The organism is Chitinophaga sp. GbtcB8 (assembly GCF_019091455.1).
Classification (GTDB): domain Bacteria; phylum Bacteroidota; class Bacteroidia; order Chitinophagales; family Chitinophagaceae; genus Chitinophaga.
In genome coordinates, this window is sequence record NZ_JAGXJN010000004.1 from 162,681 (window position 1) to 179,216 (window position 16,536).

Genomic DNA, 16,536 nt, shown 5'->3' on the forward strand with positions numbered 1-16,536 from the left:
CAAGCAAAAAGAATAAGCCTTGTTAACAAACCACCGCATCCAGTAAATCATATAAAAAGCTGCTATTACCGTACAGATAAGTATTGCCGGGGATCACACATCGCCGCTATGCTTAACCTAATTTTACGATATGAATTAATGTGCTAATATGCTGATGTGCTAATGTGCCGGTTTGTGTTTAATTGAATGCGCAACAAAAACCCTGACAAATCTAAACATCTGTCAGGGCCTGCTTGCAGCCGATGCGTACCAGCACATCAGCATATTAACACATTAATTCAATACATTCTTTTCCTTTACGATCTCAATTCCCTGCTCCTCCTTTATTTTGGCAAAACCACCTGTTACATTCCGCAGGTTGTGAATGCCTTCCCGTTTCAATATAGAGCAGGCAATAATGCTGCGGTAGCCACCGGCACAGTGTACATACAGGTTATGATTGTCATCAAAATCCGCCATAGTACCGGGATCGGCCATATCGCTCAAAGTAAGGTTCTGCGCATCTTTCACGTGCCCGTCTGCATACTCTGCGGGTTTGCGCACATCCACCACTATTAAGTTAGGATCATGCGGAATATCCATGGCCAGTTCATCCGGCTCTATGCTAATGATCAGGTCACGGTCTTCACCGGCATCAACCCAGGCCTGGTAACCGCCTTCCAGGTAACCGCTTACATTATCAAATCCTACACGGGCCAGGCGTACTACCGTTTCTTCTTCCTGCCCCGGTGCAGTAACCAGTATAATTTCCTGGTCAAAGGGCAGCAGGCTGCCGGCCCATTCTGCAAAGCGGCCTTCCAGCCCTATGCTGATGGAGGTGGGCACAAATCCTTCTGCAAATTCATTGGCATTACGGGTATCCAGTATCAGCACCTCATCTTTCATCTTACGCTTAAAATCCGCTACGGTTAAAGGCTTCAGGCTTTTTTCCATAATGGCCTGCAGGGCATCATACCCTTCTTTATTGATCTTTGCATTTACCGGGAAGTAAGAGGGTGGCGCCGTAAGGTCTGTAGTTACCACCTGTATAAATTCATCCTTCTCATTAGCCAGCAGCGCGTAGTTGCCGCTTTTTTCATCGCCAATGGTGCTATAGGTATCCGGTCCCAGGTTCTTACCGCAGGCAGAGCCAGGGCCATGCGCCGGGTACACGGTTACATGATCCGGAAGCGTTTTTATTTTAGTGTTCAGTGAGTCAAACAGTAAACCGGCTAATTCTTCTTTACTCAGGTTACCGCTAAACAGGTCCGGGCGGCCTACGTCTCCAACAAAAAGTGTATCGCCGGTAAATATGCTGTGCGGCTGCTGGTTTTCATCCAGCAATAAATAACAGCATGATTCTAAAGTATGGCCGGGGGTGTGCAGCACCTTTAAGGTTATTTTACCGATCTTAAACTGCTCTTCATCTTTCGCTAAATACACCGGGAAACCTGTTTCCGCATTAGGCCCGTATACAATGGGCGCCTTAGTGGCAGCAGCCAGATCCAGATGGCCGGAAACAAAATCAGCGTGAAAGTGCGTTTCAAAAATATATTTAATGGTTACGTTATGTTCTTTGGCCAGCTCCAGGTAAGCATCAATATCCCTTACCGGATCTATAACGGCCGCCTCTCCATCAGAAGCTATGAAGTACGCAGCTTCCGACAAACAATTAGTATATAACTGTTTAATGAACATGGTTTTTGATTTTGGCAAAAATACGAAGGTTTGGGGGTTTACTGAACAGGGGATTTCAGGGTATTACTTTATTTTAACATTCAAGGTAAAATGATCATTCCGGATAATGGGTATATATAAAAAAAGTATCCACCATTGCGGCGGATACTTTTCAATTCGGTATAATTTCCGGTAAGGGCTATTCTTACTTTTACTAAAATTAGCCAACCAGTTCTTCCACAAACTTTGCTACTTCAGCAATGCGCTGCTTGTTGATAGTATAGTGGATAAATTTACCATCTCTCTCTGTAATTACAATGCCAGCCCGGCGTAAAATAGCCAGGTGCTGAGAGGCTACGGACTGCTCCAGTCGAAGCTTTACGTAGATCTCTGTTACGGTCATTTTCTTGTGATCTTCCAGCAGCTTTATCATTTGCTGGCGCAGCTTATGATTAATTGCACGCAATACCATAGCTGCCTTTTTAACGGCAATGTAATCCAATTTGATTTGGTCTTTTTCATTGTTACCTCTAGAAATAATAAGAGTATTAGAAGAGGTCGTTAATAATGTTTTTTCCATCGCATAATAGTTTTTTAAAAATGATGAAATGAAAGGGATCAACGGACAGTTTTCAACCCACAACTGTTAGAAAACAGTACCGGGTATCGATTTATACAAAATTATAATATTTGTCACAATAAAAAAAACTTCTATACCTTATTTTTTCATATATAATTGGCGTTATGTGCTAAAATAGCGTTATTTGACAATTCTGTGACATTATAGCATGAATATAGGAGGCAAATATGCTTCAGAAAGATGCTAAAAACTAGAATTGACATAAAATGGGAGCTGAAAAAGGACAAAAAACACGCAAAAAGGATCTTTTTCACCCTTTAGCAGGTGTATAGAACGGCTTCAGGTAATAGGGGCTGAAATAGGCTACATCTGCAAACTGTTGCTGCTGACAAGCCGCTTCTGCCAGGGGTATCATGTGCGCTGCGCTGATATGATAAGATGCAAAAACAGCATTATTATGCGGCAGCATCAGCTGCTGCCACTTTAAGCTGCCATCTCCAAAAAAATAGATCTTCTCTTTATCCAGCCATTCTTTAAATGCATCTGCTGTTAATATGAGCGCCTGCGGAGCCATACATTCATCCAGCTGCGCATTATACAAAGCGGTGTACACTTCCTGCCTGCGCGCGTCCAGCAGCGGGCAATACAGCGCATGCGTATCCTGCGTAGCGCTGATCATTCCCTGCGCCATCATTTGCAGGGTAGAAATACCCAGCAGCGGTTTGTTCCAGGCGTAACACAATCCTTTAGCGGTAGCCACGCCTACACGTAAACCGGTGTAAGAGCCCGGGCCCGCGCTTACAGCAATAGCATCCAGCTGCGCAGGTAATATATTCTGCGTACGTAACATTTCCTGGATAAATAAGGTAAGAACAGCCGCATGATCCCGCTCCTGCGTATTCTCACGCATGGCCAGCACTACGCCATCTTTTGACAGCGCTACTGAGCCGGTGGCCGTAGCCGTATCTATATTTAATATAATTGCCAAGGGTGTTATTGTTTTTGCGCTTCCTGCTGTAGCAGGCTGCATACGCGGTACCGTTCATCGCCGGTAGCAGTATGCACTGCAGTTAATATATCATACACATGTTTAATACCTATATGCTGTGCCCACTCAAATGGCCCGTACGGATAATTGGTACCCAGCTTCATAGCAGTATCAATATCTTCCCGGGTGGCGATGCCTGTTTCTGTAGTGTAATATGCTTCATTAATGATCATGCTCACTACCCGCGGCGTTACCATACCTACGCTATCCTGCACCAGCGCATACTGCCAGCCCAGCTGCTGCATCAGGCTGTCCAGCACAGGCTTTTGTTCCTCATCCAGTATAGCCGTTTCCGTAAGCGGACGGTTAATAAAACCCGGCAGCCAGTTACAGGCTATTATATTAAACCCATAGCTGAATGCATATGCATGCATCAGATCGCTGAGCGATGTTTTTGCCAGGCCTGCCAGTACCGGCACGGCCGCCGCTTTTGCATAAATAGCTGCATGGTGCAATGCATCATCCAGCACCAGGTCTATTACAAGATCAAATGAGCCGGGCAAAGTTACAATATCTAAATTTTGTACCCAACGTACCCGGTGGCTGCCCAGCCCTTTCTGCTGCAATTCTTCGTAACGGGCGGCATCGCCAACTACCAGGATGTTCATGTTCAAAAGTTTTTGCAAACGTATCTAATTCCGGGTAAAAACAAACAACTAATCATTTTAGCAATACAGGCCGGCAGCACCTGATCAATTTTGATCATTCATTCTTTACTATTTTTGCGCTATGGAAAAACAGATCATTAATACCCAGGATGCCCCTGCGCCCATAGGACCGTATAACCAGGCCGTTAAAGCGGGCAATATGTTGTTTGTATCCGGACAAATAGCCCTGCACCCGGAAACCGGCCAGCTGGTAAAGGAAAACATTATGGATGAAACGCACCAGGTGATGCAGAACATTAAACATATACTTTCCGCCGCCCATATGGATTTCAGCGATGTGGTGAAAGCCACCATTTTCATTACCGATATGAATAATTTTTCGCAGGTGAATGAAGTGTATGGCAAATACTTCAGCGGTCATTTTCCTGCCCGCGAAACCGTACAGGTATCTGCATTACCCAAAGCTGTAAATGTGGAGATCTCTGTGATTGCAGCGAAATAGTTCCAATGTGCGGTTGTGCAAATATGCAAATGTGCAGATAAATGGATACAGTTTTTACAATTTCAGCTGCATATTTGCACCTCGCAGACTTTCAATTGCACATCTGCACATCTGCATATTTGCACATCTACTCATTTTCCAAACAGCTGCGCGGCTAACCTCGCATCATGCCCGTACACATCATCGCGGAAGTTTAGCTGGCCCTGGCTGTCAACATAGGCTGTGAAATAGCCAATAAATACCGGGATCTTATTTTTCAGGGGTACGTATTGCTCCTTAGCCGCATTCATGGCTTTCACGATCTTATCTTTTGTCCACGCCAGATCATTACGCAGCAGCCACTCTGCCAGGTGCTGCGGCTCCCCTACCCTGATACAGCCATGGCTGAAGGAACGTTTGGTTTCCCCGAACAAATGGCGGGAGGGCGTATCATGTAAGTAAATATTATACTCATTGGGGAACAGGAACTTTACCTTACCCAGGGCATTGGCGCCACCGGGCTTTTGCCGGATGATGTAGGGGAAATTGTTCCCGCTGTATTTACCCCAGCTAATGCTGCCTGCAGGGATCTCTTTACCGCTGGCGCCTACTACTTCCATATTCTGGCGCGCCAGGTAACCGGGGTTACGTTTTATGGCCGGCAATATTTCATGCGCTATTATGCTGGGCGTTACATTCCAGTACGGGCTAAAAACAATGAACTGCATAGGGCGTGTAAAAATAACTGTACTGGCGCCGGGCTTGCCTACTACTACATTACAGCTCCAGGCCAGCTGCCCGTTCTCATAGGCGTATAATTTAAATGCCGGTATATTTACCAGCAGGTATTCCTTACCGGGATCTACGGGGATCCAGCGCATACGCTCCATGTTCAGCAAGATCTGCTGAATACGTTGCTGCAGGGATACATTCAGCGCATTCAGCACAGGTTGCTGTATAGTACCGTTCACAGCAAGCCCCATGCGCTCCTGGAATTTTCGTATAGCCGTATCCAGTGCCGGGGTAAAAAGTGCGCTGGTATCCGGCGCTTTCAGATCGCCCCAGGCATATAAACGGTTCTTTACTACGCTGACCACTGCTGCGGAATCGCCCTTTTTATATAGTTTTTTATCTGCATGAATAGAATCCCAGTGGGTATGTTCCTCCATCGCCACCAGTTTTTTCAATGCGCTGCGCAGGGTAATATAATAGCGGTTCACCGGCTCTTCAAACGTATTGTTGGGCTCCTGCACCAAAGAATCCAGCAGGGTTTCAATGTCCAGCTTTTTACGGGGTATGAACCATTCCAGGTCTTTGGCCGTATCCGCTGTCATGCCGGCCCATTCTTTATTGCCGTAGGCAAAGAACTGGCCGGTGAGCATCATTTCCAGCGTGGTAATATCACGGGCGGCTACACGGCTGCTGTCCTCTGTTACCTTATCATATAATTTTCTAAGCGCAGGGTTTACGATCTTACTGTCTGGTGTACCTGCCGGTTCATCATTACTGATCATGTTCAGGAAGTTACCTGCCTGCTCTGTTAAGCGGCCTTCATTAGAGATCCAGGCGTAGTGGTAGCTCCGCTTCCGGTAAAAGTTTTGGATCTGATCACTATAGGCATGGTAAGCAGAATCTGCTTTTAAAAATCCCTGCAGGGTATTGCTATCCAGCATACGGTCCAGGTACTCCTGCCCGGTATAGTGGGTGGAATCGCGCCCCAGCGGCCCCTTTACGCCGGACTGCCGGCAGGCGCTGATCCATAATATCAATACAATACCCGGCCAAAAGAGTAAATTTCGTACCTGCATAAGCGTGAGTGGATTTAAAACGTCCGTAACAAACTGTGTTAAAGGAAATGATCACTATACGCAAATATACGTACCCGGTAATTTGCCGGTTTGGTAAAATCCCGGTATCCGGTTATTTTTAAAACAATTTTCACCTAAATAAGTTTGACCCATGTTACCTGCACCTAAATCTGTAAAAGACATTCCCGGGCGCCTTACCGTACCCGGGCACACAGGCCGTTTTGTACACGGGGAAAAAAGTACGCTGGCTTTCTGGGAAATTACGGAAGGTTCTATATCGCCCATACACCAGCATATGCATGAGCAGATCACCTACATTGCGGAAGGTACCTTTGAAATGCAGCTGGGTGATAACGTGTACACCCTTAACCAGGGTGATACGCTGCTGATACCCCCTAATACCCTGCACGGTGGCAAAGCTATTACTACCTGTAAGATCATTGATACGTTTTGCCCGGTAAGGGAGGATTATAGATAAGGGGAGTGGGGCCTGTGATCAGTAACGTACTAAAATGAAAATGTGCAAATGGAGCTCCATTTGCACATTCGCATAGCTGCATATTTGCACATTATAATTTTATCTCTTCGTCGCTTGCATCAAAGAAGCGGTATTCTGTCAGGTGGTAGTTAGTATCCGCCTTGATCCGGATCCATTTCTTAAACTGGAAGTACCATTTCCATTGTTTGCTCTTCAGGAAGCCTTTGGTAAGAAAGGCAAATAAGATGGGGTGCACGCGGATGGTTAAACCCTTATGCTGATGGTTGATCAGGTAGTGCAGGTTCTTTTCTATATCATCTATAATTAATACAGAGGCGCCTATTTTGCCGGTGCCTTTACAAGCCGGGCAATCTTCCGCAACAGAAATTGTTACTTCCGGTTTTACCCTTTGGCGGGTGATCTGCATTAAGCCGAATTTGGAGATAGGCAGAATGGTGTGCTTGGCACGGTCCTGGGCCATGAATTTCTCCATAGCTTCATATACCACCTTCTTATTCTCCGGCAGCTTCATATCAATGAAGTCAATGATAATAATACCACCCAGGTCGCGGAGGCGCAGCTGGCGGGCTATTTCAGCGGCTGCTTCCAGGTTGCTGGCCAGGGCGTTCTGCTCCTGGTTGTTGCTGGAGCTTTTGTAACCGCTGTTCACATCTATCACGTGCAGCGCTTCCGTAGCCTCAATAATAAGGTACACGCCACTGTCCAGGTTCACCGTTTTACCAAAAGAGGCTTTCACCTGGCGGGTAATGCCAAAGTGATCAAATATGGGTGCGCCGTTATGGTAGTAAGTAACAATGTCCTGCTTTTCCGGGGCTATTTTTTGAATATAGGCCCTGGTATCGGAGTAGATGTTCTTATCGTTAATAACTATACGGTTAAAGCTCTCGTTCAGCAGGTCGCGCAGTATGCTGGTGGTTTTTGTCTGTTCGCTCAGTATTTTCTGCGGGGGCTGTGCACCACGCAGGTTAGCCTGTATATTCTTCCAGGTTTCTACCAGGGTGGTCAGGTCCTCATGCAGTTCTGCTGTTTTCTTGCCTTCAGCTGCGGTACGCACTATTACGCCAAAGTTGGGCGTTTTAATAGCTTCTACAATTTTCTGCAGGCGTTTTCTTTCTTCGGAAGAGTGTATCTTTTTAGATACGGCTACAATATCATTAAAGGGTGTTAACACAATAAATCTTCCTGGAAGAGAGATCTCGCAGCTCAGGCGCGGGCCTTTTGAAGAGATGGGCTCCTTTAATATCTGAACAAGTATGTTGGGCTTACCGCCTAACACATCAGTGATCTTACCGGTTTTTACAATTTCCGGTTCATTCTTAAACTTCGTAAAGTCAAATCCTTCAGGGGATTTATCGTTGACAGCCTGCTGGGTGAATTTAAGGATAGAACGTATATAGGGACTAAGATCCGTATAATGTAGAAAGGCATCCTTTTCGAAGCCTACATCTACAAAAGCTGCATTGAGGCCCGGGATGAGTTTTTTAACTTTTCCCAGGTACAAGTCCCCGACTGCAAAATTGGGATTGCCGCTTTCATGATGCAGCTCCACTAACTTCTTATCCTCCAGCAACGCTATCTCCACACCGGTGGGTGCCGCATTTATAATAAGTTCCTTATTCAAGCGTCCAAAATTTTTACCATTATAACTTCACCTAAAATTGGGAATGCCTGTTGTTGGTGGTACAACTAACTGCATACCAAAAAATCGCCAACTGTATAACACAATCAGCATTTTCGTCACATACGTGATGATGGATTGCTTAAGGGTTTAGTGATCTGCAGGTGATATCCGGGAATGCTGTTGCGGGATCTAGGGAAATTACCTGCATGACATCGGCAATTTAATAAATTGAGAGCAATTCACAATTAAATAATCATTGCCGGGATCATGCAGGCTATATAAAGAAAATATGCGATCACGCGTCAGCCATATACCTGTTTAAGTATAAATGGCGGGAAACAGGAGAAATACTTATTTCTTATTTTTCTTATGCCGGTTCTTTCTTAACCTTTTCTTACGCTTATGTGTGGCTATTTTATGTCTTTTTCTTTTCTTACCGCAAGGCATACTTTAATAAGTTTTTAAATGTTTAATAATAGAATATTATTGAATGCTTTTAATATAACCGTCTATTTCTGCCTTGAGTTCCGGATCTTTTAGTAATTCCTTGCATTTCTGAAACAAGGTCACCGCTTTCTTCACATCTCCTTTGCCCCGGTAAGCTTCTGCCAGCACAAAATAGGCTTTGGCTTCATCCGGATGCGTTTGGAGCAATGTTTCCATTCGCTCAATTGCTTTGTCGTACTGCCCTGATGTAATAGCAAGGTTAGCCAGTGTTACCTGGGCCTCTATATTATCAGGATGTTCTGCTACCAGCGCCCTTAGCTTCTGAACGCCAACCATAGGATCTCCGGTGTTCATATACACCAGTGCCTGTTTGATCTTCAGGGAATCGTTTGCGGGATTCAGGGTAATGGCCTGATCCAATAACGTAATGGCCTCCTGGGCCTCCCATTTCATTACGCCGGGCTCTTGGGCATGCTGCAGGTGCTCCAAAAATAAATTGGCTGCAAAGGTGAGGCTTTTTTCGGAATTTTCCAACTTGGCTGCCTGGCCTAAGTAGTACGCGGCTACAGGCAATTGGTTTAGGCTATCCCAGGCGGAATAGAGTTGTTTGTAAGCGGCTATTTGTTGGTTCTTCACATCGCCTCTGACCACTTTATTCTCCCAGGAATTGATCAGCAATAGCTTTTCAGCAGGGACCTTTTGCTTGGCAGATGCGAGCAGCTCACTGAATGAGATGGGTTTTACTTCCTGTCCGTTGCCGCCCATGGGGCGTGTGACAGTTGGCATTGCATTCTTATCAGGCCGGGGCAGGGTACGGCCAAATGCCAGCAATACAACGAGTAATGCTACAGCAGTACCTACCAGGAGAACTTGTGATTTTTGCATGCCTAAATGAATTAGGCTGCAAAATTAAGAACTTTTAAGCTTCTTTACTTCAGCAACAAATTCTTTCGACGGCTTAAAGGCTGGAATGTAGTGCTCTGGGATCTCCACAGCCACATTCTTTTTAATGTTACGGCCAATCTTGGCGGCTCTCTTCTTAGTGATGAAACTACCAAAACCCCGGATGTAAATGTGCTCGCCATTAGCAAGCGCTTCTTTTACCTCCTTAAACATAGCCTCGAGTGTCACTAACACATCTACTTTGGGGATGCCGGTTTTTTCAGCAATGTTGTTTATCAAGTCAGCTTTTCTCATAATTGAAGCGGAGGATTACTTAATGTCTCAAAAATATATAAAAAAATTATAATTACTGATTTTAAGCGAGATAAATTTTATCTTTTTTCTTTATACTAATTATTTCCAATCGTATAACCTGCTTATTTTGATGCGTTTCACTGCTCAAAGACCCTGCAAAAAGCCCCTGTGGGAAATGGACCAGATGCGTGTGCTCCATGCTTTCCAATGGTTACCACCCCATAAATCAAAATTTCACAAAACCATTGAGTAACGAATATACAAAAAATAATATTCATATCAGATTATTTTTTTTATGCTTTTTAGCTAAATCCTGAATAAATATTTAATATCCCTCCTACAGCATATCAGTACATTAGCACCGCAACTTCTATATTTGCAGCGCATGAAAAAGTTTTTTACGGAGCTGCTGCTGGCCTGGAACCGGGAACAAAACACCCGCACCATGCCCTGGAAAGGTATTAAAGATCCCTATAAGATCTGGTTATCAGAGATTATACTACAACAAACCCGCGTAGAACAGGGCCTGCCCTACTACGAGCAGTTCACCACGGCCTACCCTACCGTGCAGCACCTGGCTGCCGCCCCGGAGGAGGAAGTGTTCCGTATGTGGCAGGGCCTGGGTTATTATGCCCGCTGTAAGAATATGCTGGCCGCCGCCCGACAGATCGTAGATACTTTCCAGGGACAATACCCTGATACTCACGAACAAATACAAACCCTGAAAGGCATAGGCCCCTACACCGCTGCCGCTATTGCCTCTTTTGCCTTTAACAGCCCGCATGCTGTGCTGGATGGCAATGTGTTCCGTGTGCTGGCCCGTTACTTTGGCATTCATACCCCGGTGGATAGTACGGCCGGTAAAAAAGAGTTTTCCGCGCTGGCCCAGTCGTTGCTGCCTGCTAACCAGTCAGCCGTTTATAATCAAAGCATTATGGACTTTGGGGCTGTAGTATGTAAGCCCCAGCAGCCGGCCTGCCACCAATGTCCTTTATCTGATAAATGTGTGGCTTTCAAACAACAGCTGGTAACGCAGCTGCCGGCAAAGACCAAAAAGCTGGTCATTAAGAAAAGATACTTCTATTATATAGTGCTGGAATATAAAGACCAGCTGTATATCCGTAAACGTACGGAGAATGATATATGGCAAAACCTGCACGAGTTCATATTAATAGAAATGCCGGGGCCTGTAAACGCAAATGAGCTGGAAGCATATACCGCTTTTAAGGAGGTGATGCGCAACATACCATACACTGTGCAGGGTATATCCCCTGCATTCAAACAGCAGCTAACACACCAAACCATTTACAGCCAGTTCATTTTACTAACAGCGGCCAAAGCCCCTGAGCTGGCGCACTACATGGCCGTTCCCCGAGCCCGGCTGAACAGCTATGCCTTCCCGAAAACCATCACGGATTTTCTGCAGAATAAGTCGCTGGGATTGTTTTAGCACTTATAAAAATTTATCCGCCGATTGGAAAAAAACATTAACTTTAAAGAGGTTGTTTATAGAAGAACATTTCATCAATAGATTAAATCCTACAACTATGAGAGGTGTTAATAAAGTAATCCTGATTGGCAACTTAGGTAGGGATCCGGATGTACAATTTTTGGAAGGCAATATTGCGGTAGCTAAATTCTCTCTCGCTACGACTGAAACTTTTAAGGACAGGGCTGGGAAGCTCATTTCGCAAACAGAGTGGCATACGGTGGTTTTATGGCGCGGATTAGCGGAACTGGCACAAAAGTACCTGCACAAAGGCAGTTTGGTATATATTGAGGGACGTCTCCGTACCCGCAGCTGGGAAGATAAGGAAGGCAACAAGAAATTTGCTACAGAGGTAGTGGGCGATAACCTGGTTATGCTGGACAAACGCATGGACCTGAATAATGCCGAGCATGCCATCCACCATAGCAACACCGGAAGTTCCACCGGCGAAAATTTCCCCAACATGGAAATACCTCCTTCCATGAGTGAACCGGCAGACGATCTGCCCTTCTAAAATTGGGCTTCACTCCATTATCCATGAAAAATATTACGTATTTTTATAACCGTCCCAATTGGGACATTACCTTATATTTGCATAAGGGAAAGCAATCCGCAATGAACAACGGGTCTACTTTCCCCTTATTTTTGACCTAAAGTTGAACATATTTTGGAGTTCCATTCGGCAAGCATTTTTTCCGGCACGCCTTTGCTGCTACAGGCTGCAGCGCCCCCTATTGCCACGCCCAACGTGGTTATATACCTTTTGGTAATATTCATATTATTATTACTGGCCTTTATAGTTTCCGGTGCTGAGGTTGCCTTTTTTACGCTCAACTACAAGGATCTGAACGTATTGAAAACCAGGCAGAACACCAGCGGCAAGCTCATTACCAAGCTGCTGGAAAAGCCCAAATCATTACTGGCATCTTTACAAATAGCCGGCATTTTACTGGCCATTGCCTTTATAATGGTCACCAACTACCTGATCACCCAAATGGAAGACCTGCAAACCCTGCCGGTAGTTTCCCTGGTAGTACGGATAGCAGTGATCTCTTTTATACTCCTGTTCTTTGGGCAGGTGCTGCCCCGTGTATGGGCGGCGCAGAACAACATTCGCTTTGCCACTTACTTTGCCTGGTTTGTAAGCATTATACATGCTACGCTGGAGCCGGTAAGTGATTTTTTTGTAGATATGAGCGCCAGCATAGAAGGCCGCCTGTTTCACCGTTTAAGCGGCGGCGCCGTTAATTACCAGGAAATAGATGAAGCCATTGAGCTGAGCGTAGACCCTACCACCTCCCAGGAGGAAAAGAATATTCTGAAAGGCATTCTCAAATTCGGCAACATCACGGTGAAACAGATCATGCGTACCCGCCTGGATGTTTCCGGTATTGAATATGACAGCTCTTTTGAACAGATAGCCAAACAGGTGGCAGACCTGCACTACTCCCGCCTGCCGGTATATAAAGGCAACCTGGATAATATTGTAGGTGTTATTCACACCAAGGACCTGCTGCCCCACCTTGGCAAAGCCATTGGTTTTGACTGGCATGAGGTAATGCGCCAGCCTTTTTTTGTGCATGGCCACAAGCTGATAGAGGACCTGCTGACAGAATTCCAGACCCGGCGTATGCACTTTGCCGTAGTGGTGGATGAATTTGGCGGCACCAGCGGTATTGTAACCCTGGAAGATATCATGGAGGAAGTGATCGGCGATATTAAGGATGAATTTGACGAGGAAGAATTTAACTATAGCAAAGTAGATAACTTCACCTATGTGTTTGAAGGAAAGACCATGCTGAACGATGTTTGCCGCATTATGAACGTGCCGCCCGATACTTTTGAACATGTAAAAGGCGAAAGCGATTCCATTGGCGGGCTGATATTAGAGCTGGCCGGCAAATTTCCGGAAGAGAACAGCGTTATTAATTACAACAGCTTTGACTTTACCGTACTGGAAGTAAGCAAAATGCGCATACAGAAAGTACAGGTAACCATTCGTCAGGATGAAGGTGTAGCCGCCGGCTAACCTGCTGTTTTCAACTATTCCAACCGCTGTAACATGAGGTACCTGCTTTTTATTTGCATACTTTTTTTTGCCGCCTGCGAGCAAAGCTACACACCCAAGCCAAGAGGCTATTTCAACATCACCTTTCCACAAAAGCAATATCGGGTATTTGACCAGCCCGGATACCCTTATACCTTTGAATACCCGGCCTACGCACAGGTAACCAAAGACAGCACCTTTTTTGGCGAGCATCCTGAGAACCCTTACTGGATCAATATAGACTTTCCTTCCCTGGATGGTAAGATATACGTGAGCTACAAGGAGATAGGCGCTAAGAACAAACTGGAAAACCTGGTGGCCGATGCCTTTAAAATGACCTATAAGCACACCTATAAGGCTGATTATATTGACGAGAAAGATATTAATAACGGGCATGGCGTAAGCGGCCTGTTTTACGAGGTGGGCGGAAATGCCGCCAGCGCCAAACAATTTTTTGCTACCGACTCCACTCATCATTTTTTACGCGGCGCGCTTTACTTTGATGCAACGCCCAATGCGGACTCCCTGGCGCCGGTGAATAAATTCCTGCAGGAAGATATGTGGCACCTGGTGGAGACACTGCGGTGGCGGTAGCGGATTGGTATTCACGTTCGCAGACAGTGCTCTGTGGACAGTGGACTAAAAACTGTAACTTTGCAACCAGGCATTCACAGGACAGTGAACTGTGAACTGAAGAACATGATTGTAATAGACGACATATACATTAGTGACGAAGTAATTGAGGAGCAGTTCGTGTGCAACCTGAGCGCCTGTAAGGGCGCCTGTTGTGTGGCCGGCGACTGTGGCGCGCCACTGGACAAACAGGAAGTAAAAACCCTGAAAAAGATCTTACCTAAAATAAGATCTTACCTGCGGGCAGAAGGCCTGGAAGAAATAGCAAAAACAGGCACCCATACTATTGACGATGAATACGGATACGTAACCCCCATCGTAAATAAAGGGATCTGCGCCTATGCATCCATTGATGAAAAAGGCATAGTAGGCTGCGGTATTGAAAAAGCATATAATGACGGCGTAGTGGATTTTAAGAAACCTATCTCCTGCCATCTGTACCCCATCCGCATTAAAAAGTACGACAGTTATGAAACTGTGAATTATGACCGCTGGGATGTTTGCGCACCCGCCTGCCGCAACGGTAAAAAACTACAGGTACCAGTGTACCGTTTTTTAAGAGAAGCGCTTATACGTAAATACGGGGAAGAGTTTTATACCGTGTTGGATAAGATAGCAAAGAAAAAGTACCCTTAAAAGCTGGCCGGGTTTTTGACCGGACCAGTCAGGTTTTAGAAACGGCCTGACAGCTTTAACATAGCAAACAAGAACAAGACCCGTCAGGTCTGAGATATACTAACTGACCTATCCCTTGAAGTTCCCTATCTTTATTTTGGATCTTGGAATTTTATATTGCTTATGCAACAAACTGCATCCACTTTCCTGGAAAAAAGCGAACAGAAAGCCGCTGATCTGGGACACCGCCGTACTATCAATTTCAACATTGGTAAATATAATACTGCCGTAAAATCGGGCAAGCTGCAGTTCACAGAGCTGCAAACTGCCCGGGAGCGGGCCAAGAATATTAAGTGGCGGGCCATAGAACACCTGGATAAATACCTGGAAGAATTTGAAATGCAGTTCACCAAACGGGGTGGCAAGGTGATATGGGCAGAGAATACCCAGCAGGTGCAGGAGGAGATACTGGCCATTTGCCAGGCCAAACAATGCAAAAGCATTGTAAAAAGTAAATCCATGGCAACGGAAGAAGTGCACCTGAACGACTTCCTGGCTAAACAAGGCATTGAATGTGTAGAGACCGACCTGGGTGAATATATTCAACAGCTGGATGGGGAACCGCCTTACCATATTGTTACACCGGCCATGCATAAAAGCAAGGAAGATGTAGCACAGCTCTTTACCGAAAAGCTGGGCACTGCACCCGGCCTTACTCCTGAACAGCTTACGCTGGTAGCCCGTGAGAACCTGCGGCAAAAATACCTGCAGGCAGAAATAGGTATTACCGGCGCCAATTTTATTATAGCAGATACCGGCTCTGTAGCCGTGAGTGAAAATGAAGGCAATGCCCGCCTGAGCACGGCTTTTCCCAAAACACATATTGTGCTGGTAGGCATTGAAAAAGTGCTGCCATCCGTCAACGACCTGGCGCTGTTCTGGCCCCTGCTGGCCACTTACGGCACCGGGCAGCAGGTAACGGTGTACAACTCCATTTTCAGTGGTCCGCGCCAGGAAGGGGAAACAGACGGGCCGGAAGAAATGTACGTGATACTCATGGATAACGGGCGCACCAGCCTGTTACAGGATACGGAAGCCCGCGAAGCGCTGTACTGCATACGCTGCGGATCCTGCCTGAATGCCTGCCCGGTATATAAAAATATTGGCGGCCATGCATACGGTACCACATACAGCGGCCCTATAGGCGCGGTGATCACCCCTTACCTTCAGAGCATGGAATCGTATGGGCATTTAAGTTATGCCTCCTCCCTCTGCGGCAACTGTACAGAGGTATGCCCCGTGCGTATTAACCTGCATGAGCTGTTATTACACAACCGCCACAAAGCAGTAGAAGAGAACTATACATCCGGTGGTGAAAAAATGGCCTGGTTTGGCTGGAAGCAGGCCTCCCTGAGCCGTAGAATGATGAACATGACCAATGGCAAAATGAAGAACTTTTTCATGAAACGTTTTTTTGCCAAAGCCTGGGGCGATGACCGGGAGCTACCTGTGTTTGCCCCTAAATCATTTAACCAGATGTGGAAAGAAAGAAAAAAGCACTAATACCTGTTTTATGACCCTCTTAGCAATCTTGTTACCCTGGCTTTCCTTTTTATTAAGGGGACGTATACTGCGGGGTATTCTTTGCCTGCTATTGCAGATCACCCTTATTGGCTGGCTGCCTGCAGCCCTCTGGGCATTATCTTCCCTGAATGAAAGCCGCGCAGACAGAAGGAACCGGAAGCTGATACGGGCGATAAGAAACCAGTAATTGCAGATATGCAAATGATGGAGATGATAGCAGAAC

The 16,536-nt window shown here is 45.8% G+C and carries 17 protein-coding genes; 9 read left to right on the forward strand and 8 right to left on the reverse strand.

The genetic code is table 11. From position 1 onward, the window contains the following. Window positions 1-273 precede the first annotated feature (273 nt). The 4 genes from KVT36_RS07150 to KVT36_RS07165 form a co-directional block, all read right to left on the reverse strand. Complete coding sequence (locus KVT36_RS07150) at window positions 274-1,695, reverse strand: rhodanese-like domain-containing protein (protein WP_368670004.1); 1,422 nt, start codon at window positions 1,693-1,695, stop codon at window positions 274-276. 181 nt (window positions 1,696-1,876) lie between these two features. Beyond that, complete coding sequence (locus tag KVT36_RS07155) at window positions 1,877-2,236, reverse strand: helix-turn-helix transcriptional regulator (protein WP_073084462.1); 360 nt, start codon at window positions 2,234-2,236, stop codon at window positions 1,877-1,879. Between the two features lie 310 nt (window positions 2,237-2,546). After that, a complete protein-coding gene (gene tsaB, locus KVT36_RS07160; RefSeq protein ID WP_217602806.1) occupies window positions 2,547-3,224 on the reverse strand; it encodes a tRNA (adenosine(37)-N6)-threonylcarbamoyltransferase complex dimerization subunit type 1 TsaB in 678 nt (225 codons plus the stop codon). Window positions 3,225-3,229: 5 nt separating this feature from the next. Then, window positions 3,230-3,892, reverse strand: coding sequence for a 3-hydroxyacyl-CoA dehydrogenase family protein (locus tag KVT36_RS07165; protein WP_217602807.1), 663 nt, complete (start codon window positions 3,890-3,892; stop codon window positions 3,230-3,232). A 121-nt stretch (window positions 3,893-4,013) separates the two neighbouring features. On the opposite strand from KVT36_RS07165, the gene KVT36_RS07170 reads away from it, so the two are divergent. Further along, window positions 4,014-4,394: a RidA family protein gene (locus KVT36_RS07170; RefSeq protein WP_217602808.1), complete on the forward strand. Its 381-nt coding sequence runs from the start codon at window positions 4,014-4,016 to the stop codon at window positions 4,392-4,394. Between the two features lie 131 nt (window positions 4,395-4,525). On the opposite strand, the gene KVT36_RS07175 is transcribed toward KVT36_RS07170, so the two are convergent. Further along, window positions 4,526-6,181 carry a murein L,D-transpeptidase gene (locus tag KVT36_RS07175; RefSeq protein ID WP_217602809.1) on the reverse strand — a complete coding sequence of 552 codons (1,656 nt, stop codon included), beginning with the start codon at window positions 6,179-6,181 and terminating at the stop codon, window positions 4,526-4,528. Window positions 6,182-6,332: 151 nt separating this feature from the next. Here KVT36_RS07175 and KVT36_RS07180 point away from each other — a divergent pair, with 151 nt between their 5' ends. Further along, on the forward strand, window positions 6,333-6,659 hold the full coding sequence (locus tag KVT36_RS07180) for a cupin domain-containing protein (RefSeq protein ID WP_217602810.1): 327 nt from the start codon (window positions 6,333-6,335) through the stop codon (window positions 6,657-6,659). Between the two features lie 91 nt (window positions 6,660-6,750). On the opposite strand, the gene KVT36_RS07185 is transcribed toward KVT36_RS07180, so the two are convergent. From KVT36_RS07185 to KVT36_RS07195, 3 genes are all read right to left on the reverse strand, one after another. Further along, the gene (locus KVT36_RS07185) at window positions 6,751-8,301 is read right to left on the reverse strand and encodes an Rne/Rng family ribonuclease (protein WP_217602811.1); all 1,551 of its coding nucleotides are present in this window, start codon (window positions 8,299-8,301) and stop codon (window positions 6,751-6,753) included. A gap of 483 nt (window positions 8,302-8,784) precedes the next feature. After that, entirely contained in the window at window positions 8,785-9,633 is an 849-nt protein-coding gene (locus tag KVT36_RS07190; RefSeq protein WP_217602812.1) for a tetratricopeptide repeat protein, read from the reverse strand. Window positions 9,634-9,657: 24 nt separating this feature from the next. Then, complete coding sequence (locus KVT36_RS07195) at window positions 9,658-9,945, reverse strand: HU family DNA-binding protein (protein ID WP_029464490.1); 288 nt, start codon at window positions 9,943-9,945, stop codon at window positions 9,658-9,660. Between the two features lie 385 nt (window positions 9,946-10,330). Between KVT36_RS07195 and mutY the strand changes: the two genes are divergently transcribed. From mutY to KVT36_RS07230, 7 genes are all read left to right on the forward strand, one after another. After that, entirely contained in the window at window positions 10,331-11,395 is a 1,065-nt protein-coding gene (gene mutY / locus KVT36_RS07200) for an A/G-specific adenine glycosylase (protein WP_217602813.1), read from the forward strand. Window positions 11,396-11,492: 97 nt separating this feature from the next. Continuing rightward, window positions 11,493-11,948 (forward strand): single-stranded DNA-binding protein, encoded by a 456-nt coding sequence (locus KVT36_RS07205; protein ID WP_089907311.1) that lies wholly within the window; start codon window positions 11,493-11,495, stop codon window positions 11,946-11,948. A 153-nt stretch (window positions 11,949-12,101) separates the two neighbouring features. Next, the gene (gene gldE, locus KVT36_RS07210) at window positions 12,102-13,463 is read left to right on the forward strand and encodes a gliding motility-associated protein GldE (RefSeq protein ID WP_254639881.1); all 1,362 of its coding nucleotides are present in this window, start codon (window positions 12,102-12,104) and stop codon (window positions 13,461-13,463) included. Window positions 13,464-13,496: 33 nt separating this feature from the next. Beyond that, window positions 13,497-14,075: a gliding motility lipoprotein GldD gene (gene gldD / locus KVT36_RS07215; protein ID WP_217602814.1), complete on the forward strand. Its 579-nt coding sequence runs from the start codon at window positions 13,497-13,499 to the stop codon at window positions 14,073-14,075. A gap of 60 nt (window positions 14,076-14,135) precedes the next feature. Beyond that, window positions 14,136-14,750 (forward strand): DUF3109 family protein, encoded by a 615-nt coding sequence (locus KVT36_RS07220; RefSeq protein ID WP_254639882.1) that lies wholly within the window; start codon window positions 14,136-14,138, stop codon window positions 14,748-14,750. 162 nt (window positions 14,751-14,912) lie between these two features. Next, window positions 14,913-16,292 (forward strand): LutB/LldF family L-lactate oxidation iron-sulfur protein, encoded by a 1,380-nt coding sequence (locus tag KVT36_RS07225; RefSeq protein WP_217602815.1) that lies wholly within the window; start codon window positions 14,913-14,915, stop codon window positions 16,290-16,292. 10 nt (window positions 16,293-16,302) lie between these two features. Continuing rightward, entirely contained in the window at window positions 16,303-16,500 is a 198-nt protein-coding gene (locus KVT36_RS07230; protein WP_217602816.1) for a YqaE/Pmp3 family membrane protein, read from the forward strand. The last annotated feature ends 36 nt before the right edge of the window (window positions 16,501-16,536 follow it).

Coding starts and splice junctions, on each gene's coding strand:
- KVT36_RS07165 (WP_217602807.1), bottom strand. CDS start 3,892: ATGAACATCCTGGTAGTTGGCGATGCCGCCCGTTACGAAGAATTGCAG.
- KVT36_RS07170 (WP_217602808.1), top strand. CDS start 4,014: ATGGAAAAACAGATCATTAATACCCAGGATGCCCCTGCGCCCATAGGA.
- KVT36_RS07180 (WP_217602810.1), top strand. CDS start 6,333: ATGTTACCTGCACCTAAATCTGTAAAAGACATTCCCGGGCGCCTTACC.
- KVT36_RS07155 (WP_073084462.1), bottom strand. CDS start 2,236: ATGGAAAAAACATTATTAACGACCTCTTCTAATACTCTTATTATTTCT.
- gldD (WP_217602814.1), top strand. CDS start 13,497: ATGAGGTACCTGCTTTTTATTTGCATACTTTTTTTTGCCGCCTGCGAG.
- KVT36_RS07230 (WP_217602816.1), top strand. CDS start 16,303: ATGACCCTCTTAGCAATCTTGTTACCCTGGCTTTCCTTTTTATTAAGG.
- KVT36_RS07190 (WP_217602812.1), bottom strand. CDS start 9,633: ATGCAAAAATCACAAGTTCTCCTGGTAGGTACTGCTGTAGCATTACTC.
- KVT36_RS07175 (WP_217602809.1), bottom strand. CDS start 6,181: ATGCAGGTACGAAATTTACTCTTTTGGCCGGGTATTGTATTGATATTA.
- KVT36_RS07205 (WP_089907311.1), top strand. CDS start 11,493: ATGAGAGGTGTTAATAAAGTAATCCTGATTGGCAACTTAGGTAGGGAT.
- KVT36_RS07225 (WP_217602815.1), top strand. CDS start 14,913: ATGCAACAAACTGCATCCACTTTCCTGGAAAAAAGCGAACAGAAAGCC.
- mutY (WP_217602813.1), top strand. CDS start 10,331: ATGAAAAAGTTTTTTACGGAGCTGCTGCTGGCCTGGAACCGGGAACAA.
- KVT36_RS07195 (WP_029464490.1), bottom strand. CDS start 9,945: ATGAGAAAAGCTGACTTGATAAACAACATTGCTGAAAAAACCGGCATC.